The organism is Sphingobium cloacae, assembly GCF_002355855.1.
GTDB classification, from domain to species: Bacteria; Pseudomonadota; Alphaproteobacteria; order Sphingomonadales; family Sphingomonadaceae; genus Sphingobium; species Sphingobium cloacae.
Map to the genome: position 1 here is coordinate 873,954 of NZ_AP017655.1, position 19,449 is coordinate 893,402.

21 protein-coding genes and 3 tRNA genes are annotated in these 19,449 nt (G+C 65.8%); 14 read left to right on the forward strand and 10 right to left on the reverse strand.

Annotated elements, in window-relative coordinates; genetic code table 11:
- Positions 1–13: 13 nt before the first annotated feature.
- From SCLO_RS04255 to SCLO_RS04280, 6 genes are all read left to right on the forward strand, one after another.
- Positions 14–658, forward strand: a complete 645-nt coding sequence (locus SCLO_RS04255) for a phosphoribosylanthranilate isomerase (RefSeq protein ID WP_066514000.1) — start codon at positions 14–16, stop codon at positions 656–658.
- Positions 655–1,884 carry a tryptophan synthase subunit beta gene (trpB, locus tag SCLO_RS04260; RefSeq protein WP_066514001.1) on the forward strand — a complete coding sequence of 410 codons (1,230 nt, stop codon included), beginning with the start codon at positions 655–657 and terminating at the stop codon, positions 1,882–1,884. Before SCLO_RS04255 ends, trpB begins: the two co-directional genes overlap by 4 nt.
- A complete protein-coding gene (gene trpA, locus SCLO_RS04265) occupies positions 1,881–2,702 on the forward strand; it encodes a tryptophan synthase subunit alpha (protein WP_066514003.1) in 822 nt (273 codons plus the stop codon). Before trpB ends, trpA begins: the two co-directional genes overlap by 4 nt.
- Entirely contained in the window at positions 2,699–3,550 is an 852-nt protein-coding gene (accD, locus tag SCLO_RS04270; protein WP_066514005.1) for an acetyl-CoA carboxylase, carboxyltransferase subunit beta, read from the forward strand. Before trpA ends, accD begins: the two co-directional genes overlap by 4 nt.
- Positions 3,551–3,691: 141 nt before the next feature.
- Positions 3,692–5,014 (forward strand): bifunctional folylpolyglutamate synthase/dihydrofolate synthase, encoded by a 1,323-nt coding sequence (locus SCLO_RS04275; protein ID WP_066514006.1) that lies wholly within the window; start codon positions 3,692–3,694, stop codon positions 5,012–5,014.
- A 62-nt stretch (positions 5,015–5,076) separates the two neighbouring features.
- Positions 5,077–5,517 carry a DUF6628 family protein gene (locus tag SCLO_RS04280; RefSeq protein ID WP_066514008.1) on the forward strand — a complete coding sequence of 147 codons (441 nt, stop codon included), beginning with the start codon at positions 5,077–5,079 and terminating at the stop codon, positions 5,515–5,517.
- Here the strand turns inward: SCLO_RS04280 and SCLO_RS04285 are convergent.
- Both SCLO_RS04285 and SCLO_RS04290 read right to left on the reverse strand, forming a co-directional pair.
- A complete protein-coding gene (locus SCLO_RS04285) occupies positions 5,502–6,827 on the reverse strand; it encodes an AmpG family muropeptide MFS transporter (RefSeq protein ID WP_066514010.1) in 1,326 nt (441 codons plus the stop codon). The genes SCLO_RS04280 and SCLO_RS04285 overlap by 16 nt on opposite strands.
- A gap of 80 nt (positions 6,828–6,907) precedes the next feature.
- Positions 6,908–7,366, reverse strand: coding sequence for a response regulator (locus SCLO_RS04290; protein WP_066514011.1), 459 nt, complete (start codon positions 7,364–7,366; stop codon positions 6,908–6,910).
- 173 nt (positions 7,367–7,539) lie between these two features.
- On the opposite strand from SCLO_RS04290, the gene SCLO_RS04295 reads away from it, so the two are divergent.
- Both SCLO_RS04295 and rsmD read left to right on the forward strand, forming a co-directional pair.
- Positions 7,540–8,463: a pseudouridine synthase gene (locus tag SCLO_RS04295; RefSeq protein WP_066514013.1), complete on the forward strand. Its 924-nt coding sequence runs from the start codon at positions 7,540–7,542 to the stop codon at positions 8,461–8,463.
- A gap of 79 nt (positions 8,464–8,542) precedes the next feature.
- Complete coding sequence (gene rsmD / locus SCLO_RS04300) at positions 8,543–9,103, forward strand: 16S rRNA (guanine(966)-N(2))-methyltransferase RsmD (RefSeq protein ID WP_066514015.1); 561 nt, start codon at positions 8,543–8,545, stop codon at positions 9,101–9,103.
- Positions 9,104–9,147: 44 nt separating this feature from the next.
- Here rsmD and SCLO_RS04305 read toward each other — a convergent pair whose 3' ends face one another.
- A complete protein-coding gene (locus SCLO_RS04305; RefSeq protein ID WP_066514017.1) occupies positions 9,148–9,564 on the reverse strand; it encodes a Fe-S oxidoreductase in 417 nt (138 codons plus the stop codon).
- 133 nt (positions 9,565–9,697) lie between these two features.
- Positions 9,698–10,093 (reverse strand): GFA family protein, encoded by a 396-nt coding sequence (locus SCLO_RS04310; RefSeq protein ID WP_066514019.1) that lies wholly within the window; start codon positions 10,091–10,093, stop codon positions 9,698–9,700.
- Between the two features lie 103 nt (positions 10,094–10,196).
- On the opposite strand from SCLO_RS04310, the gene SCLO_RS04315 reads away from it, so the two are divergent.
- Positions 10,197–12,473: an ATP-dependent helicase gene (locus SCLO_RS04315; protein ID WP_066514021.1), complete on the forward strand. Its 2,277-nt coding sequence runs from the start codon at positions 10,197–10,199 to the stop codon at positions 12,471–12,473.
- A 33-nt stretch (positions 12,474–12,506) separates the two neighbouring features.
- On the opposite strand, the gene SCLO_RS04320 is transcribed toward SCLO_RS04315, so the two are convergent.
- The 5 genes from SCLO_RS04320 to SCLO_RS04340 form a co-directional block, all read right to left on the reverse strand.
- The gene (locus SCLO_RS04320) at positions 12,507–13,037 is read right to left on the reverse strand and encodes an AAA family ATPase (protein ID WP_066514022.1); all 531 of its coding nucleotides are present in this window, start codon (positions 13,035–13,037) and stop codon (positions 12,507–12,509) included.
- Positions 13,038–13,321: 284 nt separating this feature from the next.
- A tRNA-Ala gene (locus SCLO_RS04325) sits at positions 13,322–13,397 on the reverse strand.
- Positions 13,398–13,451: 54 nt separating this feature from the next.
- Positions 13,452–13,527, reverse strand: a tRNA-Ala gene (locus SCLO_RS04330).
- A 91-nt stretch (positions 13,528–13,618) separates the two neighbouring features.
- On the reverse strand, positions 13,619–13,954 hold the full coding sequence (locus SCLO_RS04335) for a TIGR02300 family protein (protein ID WP_066514024.1): 336 nt from the start codon (positions 13,952–13,954) through the stop codon (positions 13,619–13,621).
- Positions 13,941–14,141, reverse strand: coding sequence for a hypothetical protein (locus SCLO_RS04340; RefSeq protein WP_231923346.1), 201 nt, complete (start codon positions 14,139–14,141; stop codon positions 13,941–13,943). Before SCLO_RS04340 ends, SCLO_RS04335 begins: the two co-directional genes overlap by 14 nt.
- Between SCLO_RS04340 and aroA the strand changes: the two genes are divergently transcribed.
- The 5 genes from aroA (at position 14,131) to SCLO_RS04365 (ending at position 18,547) form a co-directional block, all read left to right on the forward strand.
- Entirely contained in the window at positions 14,131–15,441 is a 1,311-nt protein-coding gene (aroA, locus tag SCLO_RS04345) for a 3-phosphoshikimate 1-carboxyvinyltransferase (RefSeq protein ID WP_174521937.1), read from the forward strand. The two genes, SCLO_RS04340 and aroA, sit on opposite strands and share 11 nt — an antisense overlap.
- Positions 15,438–16,076: a (d)CMP kinase gene (cmk, locus tag SCLO_RS04350; RefSeq protein WP_066514030.1), complete on the forward strand. Its 639-nt coding sequence runs from the start codon at positions 15,438–15,440 to the stop codon at positions 16,074–16,076. The genes aroA and cmk overlap by 4 nt, the downstream gene beginning before the upstream one ends.
- 171 nt (positions 16,077–16,247) lie before the next feature.
- Positions 16,248–17,960, forward strand: coding sequence for a 30S ribosomal protein S1 (gene rpsA, locus SCLO_RS04355; protein ID WP_066514031.1), 1,713 nt, complete (start codon positions 16,248–16,250; stop codon positions 17,958–17,960).
- Between the two features lie 164 nt (positions 17,961–18,124).
- Entirely contained in the window at positions 18,125–18,403 is a 279-nt protein-coding gene (locus SCLO_RS04360) for an integration host factor subunit beta (RefSeq protein ID WP_066514032.1), read from the forward strand.
- Between the two features lie 58 nt (positions 18,404–18,461).
- A tRNA-Leu gene (locus tag SCLO_RS04365) sits at positions 18,462–18,547 on the forward strand.
- A gap of 8 nt (positions 18,548–18,555) precedes the next feature.
- On the opposite strand, the gene SCLO_RS04370 is transcribed toward SCLO_RS04365, so the two are convergent.
- A complete protein-coding gene (locus SCLO_RS04370; protein ID WP_066514033.1) occupies positions 18,556–19,371 on the reverse strand; it encodes a universal stress protein in 816 nt (271 codons plus the stop codon).
- Positions 19,372–19,449 lie beyond the last annotated feature (78 nt).

Below are 19,449 nucleotides of genomic sequence, written 5' to 3' on the forward strand. Positions count from 1 at the left end.
TAAAGCCCGTCCCATGTCCCGACTCGCGATCAAGATCTGCGGCCTTTCGACGCCGGACACGGTGGGCGCGGCCGTGCGGGCGGGGGCGGCGCATCTGGGCTTCGTCCACTTCCCCAAAAGCCCCCGTCATGTGGAAGCGGAGCATATCCGCGCATTGGCCGCCCCGGTCCCTTCGCATGTCGGGCGCGTGGCCGTGGTCGTCGATCCGGCGGACGAAACCGTCGCGGCGCTCGCGGCAACCGGCTCTCTCACCGCGCTGCAACTGCATGGCAAGGAAACGCCCGAACGCGCCGCCGCCCTGCGCGCGCGGTTCGGTATCCCGGTGTGGAAAGCCATTTCCGTCAAGACCGGCACCGACATCGCCGCCGCCAAGGCCTATGCGGGCGCGGTGGACCTGCTGCTCTTCGACGCCAAGACGCCGGATGGAGCCGCCCTCCCCGGCGGCATGGGCCTGCGTTTCGACTGGAACCTGCTGCGCGGTGTGGCCGTTCCCGCGCCATGGGGACTTTCCGGCGGCCTTTCCATCGACAATGTCGCGGAGGCCGTCGCGATCACCCGCGCGCCTCTGGTCGACATTTCTTCCGGCGTCGAAAGCGGGCCGGGCATCAAGGATGTGGACAAGATCATCGCCTTCTGCAAAGCGGCTGAACCATCATGACCATTCAGAACTCCCTCCGTTCCCAGCCTGACGCCAGCGGCCATTTCGGTTCCTTCGGCGGCCGCTATGTCGCCGAGACGCTGATGCCGCTGATCCTCGACCTGGAAAAAGTCTATAAGGAAGCCCGGCAGGACCCGGCGTTCGAGGCGGAGTTCGCCGACCTCCTCAAACATTATGTCGGCCGCCCCAGCCCGCTTTACTATGCCGAGCGCCTGACCGAGGCCCTTCGCGCAAACGCGCCGCAGGGCAAGGGCGCGAAAATCTATCTGAAGCGCGAAGAGCTGAACCACACGGGCGCACACAAGATCAACAACTGCATCGGGCAGGTGCTGCTCGCCCGGCGCATGGGCAAGCCGCGCGTCATCGCGGAGACCGGCGCGGGACAGCATGGCGTGGCGACGGCGACGGTGGCGGCGCGTTTCGGCCTGCAATGCACCATCTTCATGGGCGCGAAGGATGTGGCGCGGCAGCAGCCCAATGTGTTCCGCATGAAGCTGCTCGGCGCGGAAGTGATCCCCGTGACGTCCGGCGCGCAGACGCTCAAGGACGCGATGAACGAGGCGTTGCGGCATTGGGTCGCGAACGTCCACGACACTTTCTACATCATCGGCACGGCGGCGGGGCCGCATCCCTATCCCGAACTGGTGCGCGATTTCCAGTCGGTGATCGGCAAGGAAACCCGCGAACAAGTCATAGAAGCGGAAGGGCGTTTGCCGGACATGCTGATCGCCCCTGTAGGAGGCGGTTCCAACGCCATCGGGTTGTTCCATCCTTTCCTGGACGACGCGGAGGTCGCGATGATCGGCGTCGAGGCGGCGGGGGAAGGATTGGACAGGAAACATGCCGCCAGCCTTAGCGGCGGATCGTCCGGCATCCTGCACGGCAACCGCACCTATCTGCTCCAGGACGAGGACGGGCAGATCACGGAGGCGCACAGCATTTCGGCGGGGCTCGACTATCCCGGCATCGGGCCGGAGCATAGCTGGCTGCACGAAATAGGACGCGTCCAGTATATGCCCGTCACGGACGATGAAGCGCTGGCGGCTTTCCAGCGGCTTTCCGCGCTGGAGGGCATCATCCCGGCGCTGGAGTCGGCCCACGCCATCGCGGCGGCGGAGCAGATCGCGCCGACGCTGGATGCGGACAAGCTGATGGTCGTCAATCTTTCCGGCCGGGGAGACAAGGACATCTTCACCGTCGCGCAGGCCCTGGGGGTCGAGATATGACCGCCGACCGCCTTCCCCATCGCTTCGCCGCCTGCAAGGCGCAGGGCCGCGCGGCGCTCGTCACCTTCGTCACGGCGGGCGACCCCCATGTCGCCGCCATGCCCGCCATCCTCGACGCGCTGGTCGCGGGCGGAGCGGACGTGATCGAACTGGGGATGCCCTTTACCGATCCGATGGCGGACGGCCCGGCGATCGAACTGGCGAACCTGCGCAGCCTGGGGTCCGGCACGAAGACCAAGGACATCTTCGCCATCGCCGCCGATTTCCGGGAACGTCATCCCGACGTGCCGCTGGTGCTGATGGGCTATGCCAATCCGATGCTGGCGCGCGGTTCGGCATGGTTCGCGGAGCAGTGCCGGGCGGCGGGCGTGGACGGCGTGATCTGCGTCGACGTGCCGCCGGAGGAAGATGCCGAGATCGGCCCCGCGCTGCGCGGCGCGGGCGTGCACATGATCCGCCTCGCCACGCCGACGACCGACGCGGCCCGCCTGCCCGCCGTGCTGGATGGCGCCAGCGGCTTCCTCTATTATGTCTCCGTCGCGGGCGTGACCGGCAAGCAGCAGGCCGCCCAGGCCGCCGTGGAGCGGGCCGTCGCCCGCCTCAAGGGCGCGACCGACCTGCCCGTTTCCGTGGGTTTCGGCATCAGGACGCCAGAACAGGCGGCCGCCATCGGGCGCGTGGCCGACGGCGTGGTGGTCGGATCGGCCATCGTCGACATCATCGGATCGCATGGGGACGCCGCCGCCCCCTTCGTCCAGGAATGCGTCGCCGCGCTGCGCGGCGCGCTCAACGCCCAGTCACGGGAGCCCGCCGCATGAGCTGGATCAACCGCGTCCGCAACGCCATCCCCTTCATCCCGAAGAAGGAAACCACCGCCGAGACGCTGTGGCACAAATGCCCGGCCTGCGCGGAGATGGTGTTCATCAAGGAGTGGGAGGAGAATCTCTCCGTCTGTCCGCGCTGCGACCATCATGGCCGCATCGGTCCGTCCGAGCGATTCGAGCAGATACTGGACGCGGGCTTCGTCCTGCTGCCCAGCCCGCCGGTGCAGGAAGATCCGCTCAAGTTCCGCGATTCCAAACGCTATCCCGACCGGCTCAAGGCGGCGCGCCAGACGACCGGCGATCAGGAAGCGCTCCTCAACGCGCGCGGGGCGATCGAGGATATGCCCGTCGTCATGGGCGTCCAGAATTTCGCCTTCATGGGCGGGTCCATGGGCATGGGCGTCGGCGCGGCCTTCATCCAGGGCGTCAACGAAGCCATCGGCCATAAATGCCCCTATGTGATCTTCACGGCCGCAGGCGGGGCGCGGATGCAGGAGGGCATATTGTCCCTGATGCAGATGCCGCGATCGACCGTCGCGATCCGGAAGCTGCACGCGGCGGGCCTGCCCTATATCGTCGTGCTGACCGATCCGACCACCGGCGGCGTCACCGCCAGCTATGCGATGCTGGGCGACGTGCAGATTTCCGAACCCAACGCCCTGATCGGCTTCGCGGGCCAGCGCGTCATCGAAAGCACCATCCGCGAAAAGCTGCCCGAAGGATTCCAGCGCGCCGAATATCTGCTGGATCACGGAATGCTCGACATGGTGGTGCATCGCCGGGATTTGCGCGAGACGCTGGCGCGGGTCATCACTTACCTGACGCCCCGCGCCGCCGCATAGAGCATGTCCCGATTAACTGGAATCAAGACATGCTCTATTTTCCTTGTTTAACTTCGTTGCCCTGCCGGGTCCGAGTCGGCAGGTGATTCCACCTGTCTCGACATCACACTAGATAACAACCGGGCGACGGGGGAACGCGCCATGGCCGATCATGCCATTTCCGACGATCCGGAGGTCCAGGCGCAACTGGACCGGCTGGCGACCCTGTCGCCCGGCGCGGACATATTGGGCCTCGATCGCATCGCGCGGCTGCTGGAGCGGCTGGGCGATCCGCACCGGGCGCTGCCGCCGGTCTTTCATGTGGCGGGCACCAACGGCAAAGGGTCGACCTGCGCCTTCCTGCGCGCCGCGCTGGAGGCGGACGGCAAAAGCGTGCATGTCTTCACCTCGCCCCATCTGGTGCGCTTCAACGAGCGCATTCGCGTCGCGAGCGAGTTGATCGGCGATGCCCCGCTGGCCCATTATCTGGAGCGCGTCCTGGATGTCGCCGGGGGGATCGGGGCGAGCTTCTTCGAAGTCACCACGGCGGCGGCTTTCCTGGCCTTTGCCGAGCATCCCGCCGACGCCGCCATCATCGAAGTCGGGCTGGGCGGGCGGCTCGACGCCACCAATGTGATCGCCGATCCGGTCGCCTGCGGCATCGCCCAGCTCGGCATCGACCATCAGGCGTTCCTGGGCGACAGCCTGAAGGCCATCGCGGCGGAAAAGGCGGGCATCGCCAAATCCTCCGCGCCCCTCGTCACGCAGCGTTATCCCGAATCGCTGTTCCCGGTGATGATCGACGCCGCCATGCGCGCGCGCACGACATGGTTCGCCATGGGCACCGATTGGGACGCGGCGGCCTATCGCGACCGGCTTCATTATCGCGATGCGCGAGGGCGAATCGAAACGCCCCTGCCCCGCCTGCCCGGCGCGCATCAGGTGGAAAACGCCGCGCTCGCCTTCGCCATGCTGCGCCATCAACAGGTGGTGGAGGTGCATGAAGCCGCGTTGAAGGCCGCGCCGCTCTGGGCGCATTGGCCCGCGCGGCTGCAACGGCTGGAGCGGGGGCCGTTGCTCGCGCCCTTGCCGGAGGAGGCGACGGTCTGGCTCGACGGCGGCCATAATGCGGCGGCGGGCCAGGCGATCAGCGCCTTTTTCACGCCGGAGCGGCTGGAGGGGCAAAGGCTCCACCTCATCATCGGGATGCTCGCCAACAAAGATCTGGAAGCCTGGCTGGCGCCCTTTGCGGGACAAATCTCGCATATATACGTCCTGCCCGTGAAGGGGCACGAGCATCACGCCGCCGACCGCTTTGCGAAAGTGGCGGCGCTTTGGGACATCGGTTGCTCGAATCATGACAGCGCGAGCGAAGCCATCACCGCCATTGCATCGGGCGGGGATGCCGCGCCCAAGCTGCTGATGGCCGGCTCCCTTTATCTGGCCGGAGAAATTTTACGGTCGAATGGACAATTTCCCGACTGAATAGTGTTGCGATTAATTCTCAATAGCGTACGATGGGCCCCGTTATCAGAGAAAGGCGCATCATGGCATATGGAGAGTCCCCGTCCGTCGACCTGCCCCGGCCGCTTCCGGGAGGATATGGCAACCGCCTGTTCCTCTTCGTGATGCGCCGGATGGCGAGCGCTGGGGTGAACGACGCCCATGCCGCCAATGCGATGCTGGGCGCGTTCGGGCGCAGCTATCGCCGTCCGCTGGTGCTGATGCGCGCGATGATGCTGGAACTGGCCCGCGCGTCGAGCCGCAAGATCATGGTCGCGCCCTGCTGCTGCGCGCGGATGACGACGGACGAGGCGCTGACCATGGAGGCGATCGGCAACGCCCTGCGCCATCCGCATGAAGCCTATGAGCAGGTCGCGTCCCTGCTGGGCAGCGACGACGCGCTGGGGGCGCTTACCTGCTTTCAGGCCGTGGCGCAGGCCCATGCGGATCTGGGCCGCCCGCTCGATCTCTACGCGGCGGGCTGATCGCCTTCCTCCGTCGCTGCGCTGCCGACGCTGGTTTCGACCAGCCCGGCCCGCATCATCAGCCAGAAGAGCGCGATGCCCGGCAGCGCCAGCGCGGTCGTCAGCAGGTAGAAATCGACATAGCCGAACCGTTCGATCATCGCGCCCGCGGTCGTGCCGGTGAGGAAACGCCCGACGACGCTCGCCGCCGCCGAGATCATCGCATATTGCGCCGCCGTGAAGCGCAGGTCGCACAGGGCCGAGAAATAGGCGACGACCGCCACGCCGCCGATGCCGCTCGCGAAATTCTCGAAGCCGATGGCGCCCGCCATGCCGATATTGCTCTTGCCCGCCGCCGCCAGCGCCGCGAAGCTGAAATTGGATACGGCCATCAGGAGGAGGCTGATGAACACCGATCGTTTCAATCCCAGCCGGGCATAGAGCACGCCGCCCACGAAAATCCCCGCCAGCAGCGCCCAGAAACCCACGCCCACGTCGTAGATCGCGATCTCGTCATTGCTGTAGCCGAGGTCGTTGAACAGCAGGCGGAAGGTCAGGTTCGCCAGCGTGTCGCCGATCTTGTGGACCAGGATGAAGAGCAGCACCAGCAGCGCGCCCCTGCGCCTGAAGAAGTCGACGAACGGGCCGATGATCGCCTGCACCAGTTCCCCGCCGCTCTTGCGCGACGCGATCTCCTTGTGCCGTTCCGGCTCGCCGACGACCAGCGCGGCCAGCATCGCGGGCAGCGCGAACAGCGAGCAGGCGATATAGGCCGTGGTCCAGTCCCAATGCTGGGCGAGGATCAGGCCCAGCGCGCCCGCCGCCGCCGCGCCGATGCGCCAGCCATATTGCGACATGCCTGCGCCGATGCCGAGTTGTTCGGGCTTCAATATCTCGATCCGGTATCCGTCGATGATGATGTCGAAGGTCGCGCCCGCGATCCCCAGCAATATCGCCGCCCGCACCGTGCCCATGAGGTCGGCGGCCGGATCGACCAGCGCGAGGTTGACGACCGCCGCCATCACCAGCACGCCCGCCAGCAGCATCCACGACACGCGCTGCCCCAGCCGGTGCAGCAGGGGCAGCTTCACGCCCTCTATCACCCAGGCCCACAGCCATTTGAGGTTATAGGCCAGCAGGACAAGGCTGAACGCCGTCACGCTTTTCTTGTCGATCCCGTCCTGCGCCAGCCGGGACGCCAGGTTGGCGCCGATCATCGCAAAGGGGAAACCAGACGAAATGCCCAGGAACAGCGCGGCCAGCGGCGCTTTTTCCACATAGGGCTTCACGGCGTCCAGCCAGTTTCCGGTGCCCTGCGCGATGTCCGTCATGCGTCCCCCGTGATTGCGCGTTTCCGGCGCACCATATGGGCAAAAATGCGGGAAACAAGCGGCTTGCGCTCAGATCGCCTCTACATCGCCTCTGTAAAGAGGCTGAGCCCCGGCGGCAGGCGGGTCGCACGGCGGCCACGCAGCATCCGGTCCACCACGGCGATGGAGCCGATCAGGTCGCGCGGATGATAGGGCTTGGCGAGGCATCCGACCGCCAGACGGCTGGCGTGGATGGGGCAATGGCCGGTCACGAACAGGACGGGCAATCCTCTTTCCCGCGCATATCGGGCGACGTCTATGCCGTTTCGTGTCCCATGCAGGCTGACGTCGGCGATGACGAGATCCACATCGCCTTCGTCCATAACGCGGATGGCCTGGCCATAATCGTCGACCGTGGAGGCGATGCGATAACCGGCATGGGAAAGGGCGCGTTCATTGTCGAAGGCGACGAGCGGCTCGTCTTCCACCACCAGCACCGTGCGGATCGCGCGCGCCCGGGCCGCCGCCTTCTTTTCATCCCTGACCAGCCCGAAAAACATTTGCCGATCCGCCCTGTTTCCGCCATGTGCCAACCAACGCCGGGTCCATGCGCCCGGTTGCCGGCGCGAATGGCCATCCGCCCTCGCGCAAGCGTTCGCCCGGCACCGTTCGTCACACTTGCCGATGTTCTTCCCATATGGGGAGAGCCAGTCGCCGCGAAAAGGAATGAGCCGTGGAGCCGCCCAGAAAATCAGGACCGCGCCGCCCTGCCCGCCCCGGCGCTTCCGGCAAGCCGGGCGAGGGCCGCGCGCGCACCGGATCGCGTCCGCCACGCCCGGTTCCGGGGCCGGGCAAGCCGAAGGCTGCGGCAACGCGCGCCGCCAATCCGCATCCGGCCCGCGCCGCCGCCAGCGCGGGAGGCAAGGCGGAGCCGCAGCGCATCGCCAAGCTTCTTGCCCGCGCGGGCGTCGCGTCCCGCCGCGAGGTCGAGCGGATGATCGCGGAAGGCCGCATCGCCCTTGATGGAGAGGCGGTTGCGACCCCCGCCACCTTGCTTTCTTCCCTGCATGGGGTGACGGTCGACGGCGTTGCGGTGAACCAGCCCGCGCCGACGCGCCTCTTCCTGTTCCACAAGCCGTCGGGTTTCCTGACGACCGAGCGCGACCCCAGGGGCCGCCCGACCATCTACGACAAGCTGCCCGCCGACCTGCCACGGCTGATGCCGGTCGGGCGGCTGGACATGACGACGGAGGGACTGCTGCTGCTCACCACCGATGGCGAGTTCAAGCGGCAGATGGAACTGCCCGCGACAGGCGTCCCGCGCACCTATCGCGCCCGGGCCTTCGGCGATGTCAGCCAGAACCAGTTGGAAGACCTGTTCGAGGGGATCGAGATAGACGGCATCCGCTATGGCCGGATCGAGGCCAATCTGGAACGCCGCACCGGCCGCAACCAGTGGATCGAAATGACCCTGACCGAGGGCAAGAACCGCGAAGTGCGGCGCGTCCTGGAGCATCTGGGGTTACAGGTGAGCCGCCTGATCCGCACCAGCTACGGCCCCTTTCATCTGGGCGAGCTTCCGTCCGGCGCGGTCGAGGAAGTGCGCCAGCATGACCTGGTCGTCTTTCGCAAGGGTTTGAAGGGGAAGAAGGAATAAAATCCACGGAGCATGCGACAATTCCCGGCTCCCGCCCGTAACCCATTATCCCTTGCCAGCAGAAAACCGGAACCCAGCCATGAGAATCATCGCAGGCCAATGGCGCGGCCGCCCCCTCACCGCCCCCAAGGGCGATGCCACCCGCCCCACGGCGGATCGTACGCGCGAAACGCTTTTCTCGATGCTGCTGAGCCGCCTTGGCTCCTTCGAGGGGCTGGCGGTCGGGGATTTCTTCGCGGGGTCGGGGGCGCTGGGTTTCGAGGCGCTGTCGCGCGGGGCGGCAAGCTGCCTCTTCGTGGAACAGGACCGGACGGCGATCGATGCGATCCGCGCCAATGGCGAGCGTCTGGGCGTAAGAGCCGACATCCGCCCAAGCAGCGTCCTTTCGCTCGGTCCGGCCAGCAGGCCGCTGGACCTCATCTTCATGGACCCGCCCTACCAGACCGGCGCGGGCGCGGTGGCGCTCGACAAGCTCAGCCGACTGGGCTGGACCGGCCCCGCCAGTTGGGTCAGCATCGAAACGGACCGGCGTGAAGATGTGGAGGTGAAGGGCTTCGTCATCGACACGACGCGCGACGTGGGCAAGGCGCGCCTGACGATCCTGCGCCCGGATGATGATAAGCGGACGGAAAGAGCATAAGGCGACCCATGGCCGCCTTATGCAATATGGCGTAGTGGCTTTCCTCAGCGGGGCTTGCGGTTGGCCTTCTTCGCTTTCCGCGCCTCGCTGGGGTTGATGCAGCTATCCTGCACCGTCTTGCTGCAAACGGGATAATCCTTCGCTTCGGTGGGAGGCGGCGTCATATTGCCCCCCATCGTCACGGGATTGGAGGCCGAGCCGGTCGGCGCGGACGGATCGGCGGGCGCATTGGGCGGCGCGGGCTGCATATCGGTAGAGGGAGGGACCGAACCGGTGGGCTGCCCGGCATTGGGATCGGCCTGCCCCGGCACCTGACCGGCTGACGGGTCCGCGGACGGCGGGGGCGCTTCGGCGCCTGCCGGCGGCGCATTGGTCGCCGGCATATCCTGCGCGAAGGTCGCTGCGGGCATGGCGCTCGCGAAGCACATCATGGCGGCACCCGCCAGCATGATCGATCTCATCGGGATATTCCTTTCATTATTCTCTCTTGCCCCGTTCTGCCGCACGGGGCCGTGAAAGAACCGGAATCCGACCGCTGCCGTTCCTGTGCCGGCGACGAACCGTTGCTATTGCGCCGTCAGATGAGCGGGACGCTCAGCCTTCCGGAAAGCGTTCGAACCTGGGAAGATCATGGGCGGCGCCCATCCATGCCACCGCCTCCGCATATTGGATATGCGCGCTGGGCGGAAAGAGCGACGGATCGTCCAGCGTCGCGGTCTGGATATCGATGAAGTCGGGGAAGATCGCCGGATTGGTATAGAATAGTCCCGTCCCGCACCGTCCGCAAAAATGCCGCGTCGCGTCCTCGGATGACCGGTATCGCACCGGATGGCCGCTGACGGTCACGTCCGTTTCGGCGAACAGGGTCCAGCCCATCATCGGCGCACCGCTGCTCCTTCTGCAATCGGTGCAATGGCAAAGCGCGCTGTGCGCGGGCTCGCCCCGGACTTCGTAACGAATGTCGCCGCACTGGCAACCACCGGTGGCCATGGTGTTTCTCCTTGCATGATTCTCTTTTTGTTCTCATACTCGCCTTCCTTCCGCAAGGCCCCGCCTCTTGTTCCGCCATCCCGCCCATCCTAGTTGTTCGCTCATGACGACCGTCGCGCCCTCCCCTTCCGATCCGCCCTATCTTCTGGGCCTGAACGCCCCCCAGCGGGAGGCCGTGCTGACGACGGAAGGGCCGGTCCTCGTCCTCGCCGGCGCGGGCACGGGGAAGACGGCGGCGCTGACGGCACGGCTCGCCCATCTCATCGCCACGCGGCGGGCCTATCCTTCGGAAATCCTCGCCGTCACCTTCACCAACAAGGCGGCGCGGGAAATGCGCGAGCGCGTCGGGCGCATGATCGGCCCGGCGGTCGAAGGGATGCCATGGCTCGGCACCTTCCACGCCATCGCCGCGAAGATGCTGCGCCGCCATGCGGAACTGGTGGGCCTGCAATCCAATTTCACCATCCTCGACACCGACGACCAGCTTCGCCTGATGAAGCAGCTCATCCAGGCGGAGGGCATCGACGAAAAGCGATGGCCCGCGCGCCAGTTGGGCGGCCTGATCGACCAGTGGAAGAACAAGGGCCTGACGCCCGAGGAGATCGGCGCGGGGGAAAGCGAAGCCTATGCGCATGGGCGCGGGCAAAAGCTCTACGCCGCCTATCAGGCCCGATTGCGCGAGGTGAACGCCTGCGACTTCGGCGACCTGCTGCTGCACGTGCTGACGATCCTCAAGCGGCATCGCGACGTGCTGGAAAACTATCAGCAGCGTTTCCGCTATATCATGGTGGACGAATATCAGGACACCAACAGCAGCCAGTATCTCTGGCTCCGCCTGCTGGCCCAGAACCGCAAGAACATCTGCTGCGTGGGCGATGACGACCAGTCCATTTATTCATGGCGCGGGGCGGAGGTCGCCAATATCCTGCGCTTCGAAAAGGATTTTCCGGGCGCGAAGATCGTGCGGCTGGAACAGAATTACCGATCGACGCCGCATATCCTGGGCGCGGCTTCCGGCGTGATCGCGGAGAATGGCAACCGGCTCGGCAAGACGCTCTGGACCGACATCGACGCGGGCGAGAAGGTCCGCGTCATCGGCGTGTGGGACGGGCCGGAGGAAGCACGCCGGGTCGGGGACGAGATCGAGGGGATCGAACGCGGCGGCGGGTCGCTGGACGAGGTGGCCATCCTCGTGCGCGCGCAGCACCAGACCCGCGAGTTCGAGGACCGCTTCATCCAGATCGGCCTGCCCTATCGCATCGTCGGCGGTTTCCGCTTCTATGAGCGCGCCGAAATCCGCGATGCGCTGGCCTATCTGCGGCTGGTGAACCAGCCCGCCGACGACCTGGCGTTCGAGCGGATCGTCAACGTGCCCAAGCGCGGCCTTGGCGACAAGGCCGTCGAAAAGCTGCATCGACTGGCGCGGGCGGAGGGCATTCCCCTGGCGCTCGCCGCCGCGCGCATATTGGATACCGACGAACTGACGCCGCAGGCGCGGCGGTCGCTGGGCGCGTTCATCGGCGACCTGGCGCGCTGGCGCGACCGGGCGGCGCAATTGCCCCATGCCGAACTGGCCCGGCAGATCCTCGACGAAAGCGGCTATACCGCCATGCTTCAGGCGGATCGCACGGCGGAAAGCGCGGGGCGGCTGGAGAACCTCAGCGAACTCGCCCGCGCCATGGAGGAATATGAGACGCTGGGCGCGTTCCTGGAGCATGTCAGCCTCGTCATGGACAATGACGCGCAGGCGGAGGAGCGCAAGGTCACGATCATGACCATCCACGCCGCCAAGGGGCTGGAATTCGACACGGTGTTCCTGGCCGGTTGGGAGGAAGGGATTTTCCCGTCGCAACGCGCCCTCGACGAAGGGGGGCTGAGCGCGCTGGAGGAAGAACGGCGGCTGGCCTATGTGGCGCTCACGCGGGCGCGCAAGGCCTGCATCGTCCTCCACGCCGCGAACCGCCGCATCTATGGCCAGTGGACCAGTTCCATCCCCTCGCGCTTTGTCGGCGAGCTTCCGCCCGAACATGTGGAGGAGGAAAGCAGCATGGCGGGCGGCGCGTCCCTCTGGCGGGCCAACTGGTCGGAGCGGGCCGACCCCTTCGCCGATGTGGGGCGCGGCACGGGCCGCGGCCCCGGCTGGCAGCGCGCACAGCAGAACGGCCAGTTCAGCCGCGAGCCGGTGAGGATCGTCGAAGCACGCGCTTCCGCCGTTTCGCTGGGGAACAAAGGACGGGGCGACATGATGGTGGGGCTGCGCGTCTTCCACCAGAAATTCGGCTATGGCACCGTAGCGGAGATAGAGGGCAACAAGCTGGAGATCGACTTCGAAACGGCCGGGCGCAAGCGGGTGATGGACAGTTTCGTCCATCCGGCATGATCCGTTGGGGCGGATCGCCCGCCCCTGACATGGTTACGCCAACCGGAAATATCGCAAGATCAGATCGGCCCGCTGGACCACCGGTATCTTCGGGAGGAGCCGGACATCATAATGCAGGGATGAAAATGCCGACAGCAGCCGCTCATATTCCTGGATGGCATCCGCCAGCCCATGGGGCCGGTCAGCTTCGGTGACATAGTTTTCAGGCCATGGAGGCGTCATGAAGACGGCGCGGTTGTAGCGTTCGCCCGCATATATCTTCAGCGCGGCTTTTCCGGTGGCATGTTCCAATGCCGCGGCCGCATCGATCAATCCCCTGTCGAAGAACACCATGCCGGGCATGGCTTTCGCTCGCTCCCGATCCTGAAGCGACAATTGGACGGCGCGCTCCGCGAATGCGGAAAGGCTGACCCAGGGCAGCGCACGGCCCGAGCCCTCGCGTTCCTCCGCGATGATCCGGCGGCCCGGTTCGTCAATCACGGCATGGCCCCGCCGCGCCAGTTCGCCGAGCAGGGTGGATTTCCCGCCGCCCGAACAGCCCGATATGACAATGAAGCGATCCATTGCGTCGTCTCCGGTTGTTTGGAATTCCTGGAATGGCGCCGCGACGCGCCACGGCGAGCAGCCGGCATTCTCCGGATGGAGGACAATTCATGCGACGACAGATTTCGGGCAGGAGCGAGCGTGACCTTGAGTTCTCCGCTCCTCACCCAAACCGGCATTCGACAGGCAGGCGGCAACGCGGATGATCGTCTGAAAGAGGCGTGACGGGGCTTAAGCCCCAAACATGTCTACCGATTCGATGGCGGTAACGGCCATGGCCCGACGTGCCGAACGGTGGACATTCCTGGTGGAGCCTAGCGGGATCGAACCGCTGACCTCCTGCATGCCATGCAGGCGCTCTCCCAGCTGAGCTAAGGCCCCGTCCGCAGCGACCGGAAACGGGCCCGGCCGGTCTGCTCATGGATGTGAAGAAGATGGTGGAGCCTAGCGGGATCGAACCGCTGACCTCCTGCATGCCATGCAGGCGCTCTCCCAGCTGAGCTAAGGCCCCGTGTCCATCTTGATGCGCCGCTTGGGTCACGGCGCCTTGGGAGCGCTGCCTCTAAATGGCAGCGGTCCCATTGGCAAGCGCAAAAATGCGCTTAGTGATCGTCGGCGTCATCGTCCTTGCCGGCTTCGACGCCCAGGTCGTCATCGCCGCCCAGATCGACGTCATTGTCGGGCGAATCGCCATCGTCATCGACGTCCAGATCCAGGTCCAGATCGTCATCGGCCGTTTCCAATTCCCCGTCCGCGGTTTCGATGACCTTCTTGGGGGCTTCCTCATAAGGGATCGGCTGCTTCGATTTCAGTACCGGCTCGGGTTCCCAGGCGGTGCCGCAGTTGATGCAGGTGACCGGGTCATCCTTGCCCAGGTCATAGAAGCGCGTGGCGCATTTCGGGCAAGTACGCTTCGTGCCCCATTCAGCCTTGACCATGTCCGGGCTTGTCCTTCTTGAAAATGCTCAAACAGAAATCACGCGGCACGACAAGGTCGTCCGCGAAGCGTCGCGCGCCTTGCCATAGAGGAACGGCGCTGTCAAAAGCCGGGCGCAATTTTTCCTCGTTCAGCACCGGATCGCTCGTGACCGCTTCTTCCGACCAGCCCGCCTCCATGACCTTCACCGCCGCGCCGCCGCTCGCCGGCTCCATCGCCGTGCCGGGGGACAAGAGCATTTCGCACCGTTCCCTGATGCTTTCCGCCCTCGCCGTCGGAGAAAGCAGGATCGAGGGATTGCTGGAAGGCGAGGATGTGCTGGCCACCGCCGCCGCGATGCGGGCCATGGGCGCGGACATAGGGCGGGACGATGGCGGCATCTGGCATGTCCACGGCGTCGGCGTGGGCGGATTGCTCCAGCCGCAGACCGCGCTGGAGATGGGCAATAGCGGCACCTCCACCCGCCTGCTGATGGGCCTGATCGCCAGCCATGCGATCACCGCGACCTTCACCGGCGACGCGTCGCTGAGCAAGCGGCCGATGGCGCGCGTCACCGAACCGCTTTCCCGCATGGGCGCGAGCTTCACGGCAAGCCCCGGCGAGCGCCTTCCGCTCACCATGCGCGGCCTGTGCCCCGCCGTGCCGCTCGATTACCGCCTTCCCGTCGCGTCGGCGCAGGTCAAGTCGGCCATTCTGCTGGCGGGTCTCAACGCGCCCGGCGTCACCCGCATCGTGGAGCCGATCCCCACGCGCGATCATAGCGAACGGATGCTCAGGGGGTTTGGCGCGGAACTGAATGTGGAAACGCAAAGCGACGGCACCCGCATCATCACCCTGCGCGGCGAGGCGGAGTTGCGGCCCCAATCGATCATGGTTCCCGGCGACCCCTCCTCCGCGGCCTTCCCGATCGTGGCGGCGCTGCTGGTTCCGGGATCTCGGATCACGATCATGAATGTGGGCCTCAACGCCACCCGCGCCGGATTGATCGAATTGCTCCGCGCGATGGGCGGCGACATCCTTATCGAAAATCCCCGCGAAGTGGGGGGCGAGCCGGTGGGCGACCTGATCGTCGGCGCCTCCAGCCTCAAGGGCATCGAGCCGGACCCGGCCCTCGCCCCGTCCATGATCGACGAATATCCGGTGGCCTTCATCGCCGCCGCGCTGGCGGAAGGGCGCAGCGTTTTCCGGGGCCTTGAGGAACTGCGCGTCAAGGAATCGGATCGCCTGACCACCATGGCGGAGGGCCTGCGGGCCATCGGCGTCACCGTCGAGGAACTGGAGGATGGCGTCGTCATCGAAGGCAGCGGCGGCGCGCTGCTCGCGGGCGGCGGGCCGATCGCGACGAAGCTCGACCATCGCATCGCCATGAGTTTCGCCGTGGCGGGCCTCGTATCGAGGTCCGGCGTCACCATCGACGACATGCGGCCGGTGGCGACCAGCTTCCCCGGCTTCACCGCCCTGCTTCGTTCGCTGGGCGCGATGGCATGACCATCATCGCCGTCGACGGCCCCGCCGCTTCGGGCAAGGGCACCATCGCCAGGGCGCTGGCCCGCCATTATGGCTTGCCCTGCCTCGACACGGGCCTGCTCTATCGGGCGGTCGGGCTTTCGGTGTTGAAGGCCGGCGGCGATCCGGACCAGGAGGCCGATGCGCTGGCGGCCTGCGATTTCGAGGATGGGTTGCTGAACGACCCCGCCTTGCGAAGCGAGGCCGTGGGCTCCCTCGCTTCCCGCGTATCGGTGCATCCCAGCGTCCGGCAGGCCCTCGTCCAGCGTCAGCGCGACTTTGCGACCCGGCCCGGCGGCGCGATCCTGGACGGGCGGGACATCGGCACCGTCATCGCCCCGGATGCGGACGCCAAGATCTTCGTGACCGCCAGCGTCCATGTCCGCGCCCAGCGCCGCTATGCCGACGCGCTGGAACATGGCGGCCATCCCGACATGGACAGCCTGATCGCCGACATCCAGGCGCGCGACACCCGCGACATGAGCCGGGATCACGCACCGCTGCGCATGGCGGACGGAGCGGACTTGCTAGATACCAGCGATTTGGCTATAGACGCCGCCATCCAACGGGCCATCGCGCTTGTGGATGCCCAGCTTGAAGGTCACCGAAAGGTCTGACCCGTCAAGGCGCGCGGTGTTGCCGTGCGCCCTTTTCGCTTTTCTCGCCTGCGCGTCCGTTACGCCATGGTCTCGCGGATGCCTGTGCCGCGTCCGGCGGCAGGGGCGGTTTGGCCAAAGACCATCGGACACAACCGATTGGCCAGCAATGATGAATGAAGGACAGACTTAATGGCCTCCACGGCATTCCCCTCGCGCGATGATTTCGCCGCGCTTCTCAATGATTCCCTCGGTGGCGAGGATGGCGGCTTCGAAGGCCGCGTCGTCAAGGGCACCGTCACCGGCATCGAAAACGACCTCGCCGTCATCGACGTGGGCCTCAAGAGCGAAGGCCGCGTGCCGCTGCGCGAATTCGCCGCGCCGGGCCAGAAGGCCGACCTGAAGGTCGGCGACGAAGTCGAAGTCTATGTCGACCGCGTCGAAAACGCCCATGGCGAAGCGATGCTCAGCCGCGACCGCGCCCGCCGCGAAGCCGCCTGGGACAAGCTGGAAGCCGAGTTCACCGAAAGCGCCCGCGTCGAAGGCGTCATCTTCGGCCGCGTCAAGGGCGGCTTCACCGTCGATCTCGACGGCGCCGTGGCGTTCCTGCCCGGCAGCCAGGTCGACATCCGCCCCGTGCGCGACGTCACCCCGCTGATGGACATTCCGCAGCCCTTCCAGATCCTGAAGATGGATCGCCGCCGCGGCAACATCGTCGTGTCGCGCCGCGCCATCCTGGAAGAAACCCGCGCCGAACAGCGCAGCGGCCTCATCCAGACCCTGGCCGAGGGCCAGATCATCGAGGGCGTGGTCAAGAACATCACCGATTATGGCGCGTTCGTTGACCTTGGCGGCATTGACGGCCTGCTGCACGTCACCGACCTCAGCTACAAGCGGATCAACCATCCGAGCGAGATGATCAACATCGGCGACACCGTGCGCGTCCAGATCATCCGCATCAACCGCGACACGCAGCGCATCAGCCTGGGCATGAAGCAGCTGGAAAGCGATCCGTGGGAAGGCGCCGCCGCCAAATATCCGGTCGGCGCGAAGCTGTCGGGCCGCGTCACGAACATCACCGAATATGGTGCGTTCGTGGAGCTGGAACCGGGCATCGAAGGCCTCGTCCACGTTTCGGAAATGTCCTGGACCAAGAAGAACGTCCATCCCGGCAAGATCGTTTCGACCAGCCAGGAAGTGGAAGTCATCGTCCTCGAAGTCGATCCGGAAAAGCGCCGCATCTCGCTCGGCCTCAAGCAGGCCCAGTCGAACCCGTGGGACAGCTTCGCCGAGAAGCACCCGGTCGGCTCGACCGTCGAGGGCGAAGTCAAGAACGCGACCGAATTCGGCCTGTTCATCGGCCTGGACGGCGATGTGGACGGCATGGTCCACATGTCCGACATCGCCTGGGGCATTTCCGGCGAGGACGCGCTGGCGCTGCACCGCAAGGGCGAGATGGTTCAGGCTGTCGTTCTCGACATCGACGTCGAGAAGGAGCGCATCAGCCTTGGCATGAAGCAGCTTGAGCGTGGCGGCCCGGCCGCTGGCGGCACCGCTGCCGCTGCCGCTGGCCTGTCGAAGAACTCGGTCGTGACCGTCACGGTCCTGGAAGTCCGCGACGGCGGTCTGGAAGTCCAGGCCGGCGAAGATGGCGCCGCTGGCTTCATCAAGCGCAGCGATCTGGGCCGCGACCGCGACGAGCAGCGTCCGGAGCGCTTCCAGATCGGCCAGAAGTTCGACGCCATGGTGACCGGTTTCGACCGCGCCAAGAAGCCGACCTTCTCGGTCAAGGCCATGCAGATCGCCGAAGAGAAGCAGGCCGTGGCTCAGTACGGTTCTTCCGACAGCGGCGCGTCGCTGGGCGACATCCTTGGCGAAGCGCTCAAGGCCAAGAGCGAAGGATAATTCCTACGCTGTTGATATGTAGATAGAAAAATACCCGGCCGATATTTGATCGGCCGGGTATTTTTTATATTGTTTTTGCTCCGAAACGAATAAAATAGGTCAATTGTCATTTTTCGCCGATTCTCTAAAATAAGGGCGAAACCCAAGGGATATGGGAGGGTCGAATGATCCGTTCTGAACTGATCCAGAAATTGGCTGACGAGAATCCGGAGCTTGGCCCTCAGGATGTCGAGCGAATCGTCGATCTCTTCTTCAAGGAGATTGTGGATCGCCTCTCGACCGGGGGAAGGGTCGAACTGCGCGGCTTTGGCGCATTCACCACCCGCGCGCGGGAAGCGCGGACCGGCCGGAACCCTCGCACCGGCGAACAGGTTCCCGTTTCCGCGAAGAGGGTGCCCTATTTCAAGCCGGGCAAGGAAATGCGGGAGCGCCTCAACAGCTAGGCGTCAGCGCGAACGCGCCGCTTGACGTCCCGCCGCCAAGGCCGCAGGGAGGCATCGCGCGGACGTGGCGAAACCGGTAGACGCAGCGGACTTAAAATCCGCTTCCCCCTGGGAGTATGGGTTCGAGTCCCATCGTCCGCACCATCATTATTTCAGTGCGCCAGCACAAGCGGCACCTTCGCCTCCCGCAGCATGCGCCGCGTCACCCCGCCGAAGACCAGTTCACGCAGGCGGCTGTGGCCGAACGTGCCCATGACCATCCAGTCCGCCGCCAATGCGTTGATGGCGTCGAGCAGCGCCGTCTCCACCGCCTCCTCGCCGCGCGGCCGTCCGTGCACCTGAACGGAGATGCCGTGGCGGGAAAGATATTCCGGCGCATCGGTCGAAGGAAAAGCCTGCTTATCGGCTTCCTCGATCGTCACCAGATGCACTTCCTGCGCCAGTCGCAGCAAAGGGACGGCCGCTCTGATGGCCGCAGCCGCCTCCTGAGACCCGTCCCATGCGACCAGCGCGCGCCCCGGAATCGGGAAGCATTTCGCGGATTGCGGCATGGCAAGAACGGCCGTGCGTCCTCCCAGCGCCAGATCGGCGGCGATGGGCAGGGCATCCTTGAAATCCCTGCGCTGCGCTTCCGGCAGGGTGGCGACGATGACATCGGACAGTTTCGCCGCCCGCAGCAGCGCTCCCACCGGTTCGCCATTCACCTGCCGCCAGTCCCAGCTTACTCCTTCGCGGCTCAGCCGGTCCTCGACCTGGGCGCGGAGCCGATCGTCGATCTCGCGCAATTCATCGGCAAGGGCGGGCGCGAAGGCCGCGCCCCCATACATATCGGCGGCGATAAGATCGGGCGCGGATCGCACCTGCACGCACTGGATATGCGCCTCGCAACAGCGGGCCAGATCGCAAGCCGCCTGAAGACGGCTTTCGGCTCCCCGGTCATCGCGGATATGCAACAGAACGGATTTCATCGCCCATCTCCTCGCCAACCCCTTTTCCCGGTTCTTACTATGCCGCTGGCGCTCTTCACCACCATCAGGGAAAGCCCC

Bases quoted from the DNA above. Each gene is read 5' to 3' on its own strand.
- SCLO_RS04360 (WP_066514032.1), top strand. From the start codon at position 18,125: ATGATCCGTTCTGAACTGATCCAGAAATTGGCTGACGAGAATCCGGAG.
- SCLO_RS04290 (WP_066514011.1), bottom strand. From the start codon at position 7,366: ATGTTTTTCGGGCTGGTCAGGGATGAAAAGAAGGCGGCGGCCCGGGCG.
- SCLO_RS04285 (WP_066514010.1), bottom strand. From the start codon at position 6,827: ATGACGGACATCGCGCAGGGCACCGGAAACTGGCTGGACGCCGTGAAG.
- SCLO_RS04310 (WP_066514019.1), bottom strand. From the start codon at position 10,093: ATGGCCACCGGTGGTTGCCAGTGCGGCGACATTCGTTACGAAGTCCGG.
- trpB (WP_066514001.1), top strand. From the start codon at position 655: ATGACCATTCAGAACTCCCTCCGTTCCCAGCCTGACGCCAGCGGCCAT.
- rsmD (WP_066514015.1), top strand. From the start codon at position 8,543: ATGAGAATCATCGCAGGCCAATGGCGCGGCCGCCCCCTCACCGCCCCC.
- SCLO_RS04335 (WP_066514024.1), bottom strand. From the start codon at position 13,954: ATGGTCAAGGCTGAATGGGGCACGAAGCGTACTTGCCCGAAATGCGCC.
- SCLO_RS04305 (WP_066514017.1), bottom strand. From the start codon at position 9,564: ATGAGATCGATCATGCTGGCGGGTGCCGCCATGATGTGCTTCGCGAGC.
- rpsA (WP_066514031.1), top strand. From the start codon at position 16,248: ATGGCCTCCACGGCATTCCCCTCGCGCGATGATTTCGCCGCGCTTCTC.
- SCLO_RS04320 (WP_066514022.1), bottom strand. From the start codon at position 13,037: ATGGATCGCTTCATTGTCATATCGGGCTGTTCGGGCGGCGGGAAATCC.
- SCLO_RS04280 (WP_066514008.1), top strand. From the start codon at position 5,077: ATGGCATATGGAGAGTCCCCGTCCGTCGACCTGCCCCGGCCGCTTCCG.
- accD (WP_066514005.1), top strand. From the start codon at position 2,699: ATGAGCTGGATCAACCGCGTCCGCAACGCCATCCCCTTCATCCCGAAG.
- SCLO_RS04275 (WP_066514006.1), top strand. From the start codon at position 3,692: ATGGCCGATCATGCCATTTCCGACGATCCGGAGGTCCAGGCGCAACTG.
- aroA (WP_174521937.1), top strand. From the start codon at position 14,131: ATGACCTTCACCGCCGCGCCGCCGCTCGCCGGCTCCATCGCCGTGCCG.
- SCLO_RS04315 (WP_066514021.1), top strand. From the start codon at position 10,197: ATGACGACCGTCGCGCCCTCCCCTTCCGATCCGCCCTATCTTCTGGGC.
- cmk (WP_066514030.1), top strand. From the start codon at position 15,438: ATGACCATCATCGCCGTCGACGGCCCCGCCGCTTCGGGCAAGGGCACC.
- SCLO_RS04370 (WP_066514033.1), bottom strand. From the start codon at position 19,371: ATGAAATCCGTTCTGTTGCATATCCGCGATGACCGGGGAGCCGAAAGC.
- trpA (WP_066514003.1), top strand. From the start codon at position 1,881: ATGACCGCCGACCGCCTTCCCCATCGCTTCGCCGCCTGCAAGGCGCAG.
- SCLO_RS04255 (WP_066514000.1), top strand. From the start codon at position 14: ATGTCCCGACTCGCGATCAAGATCTGCGGCCTTTCGACGCCGGACACG.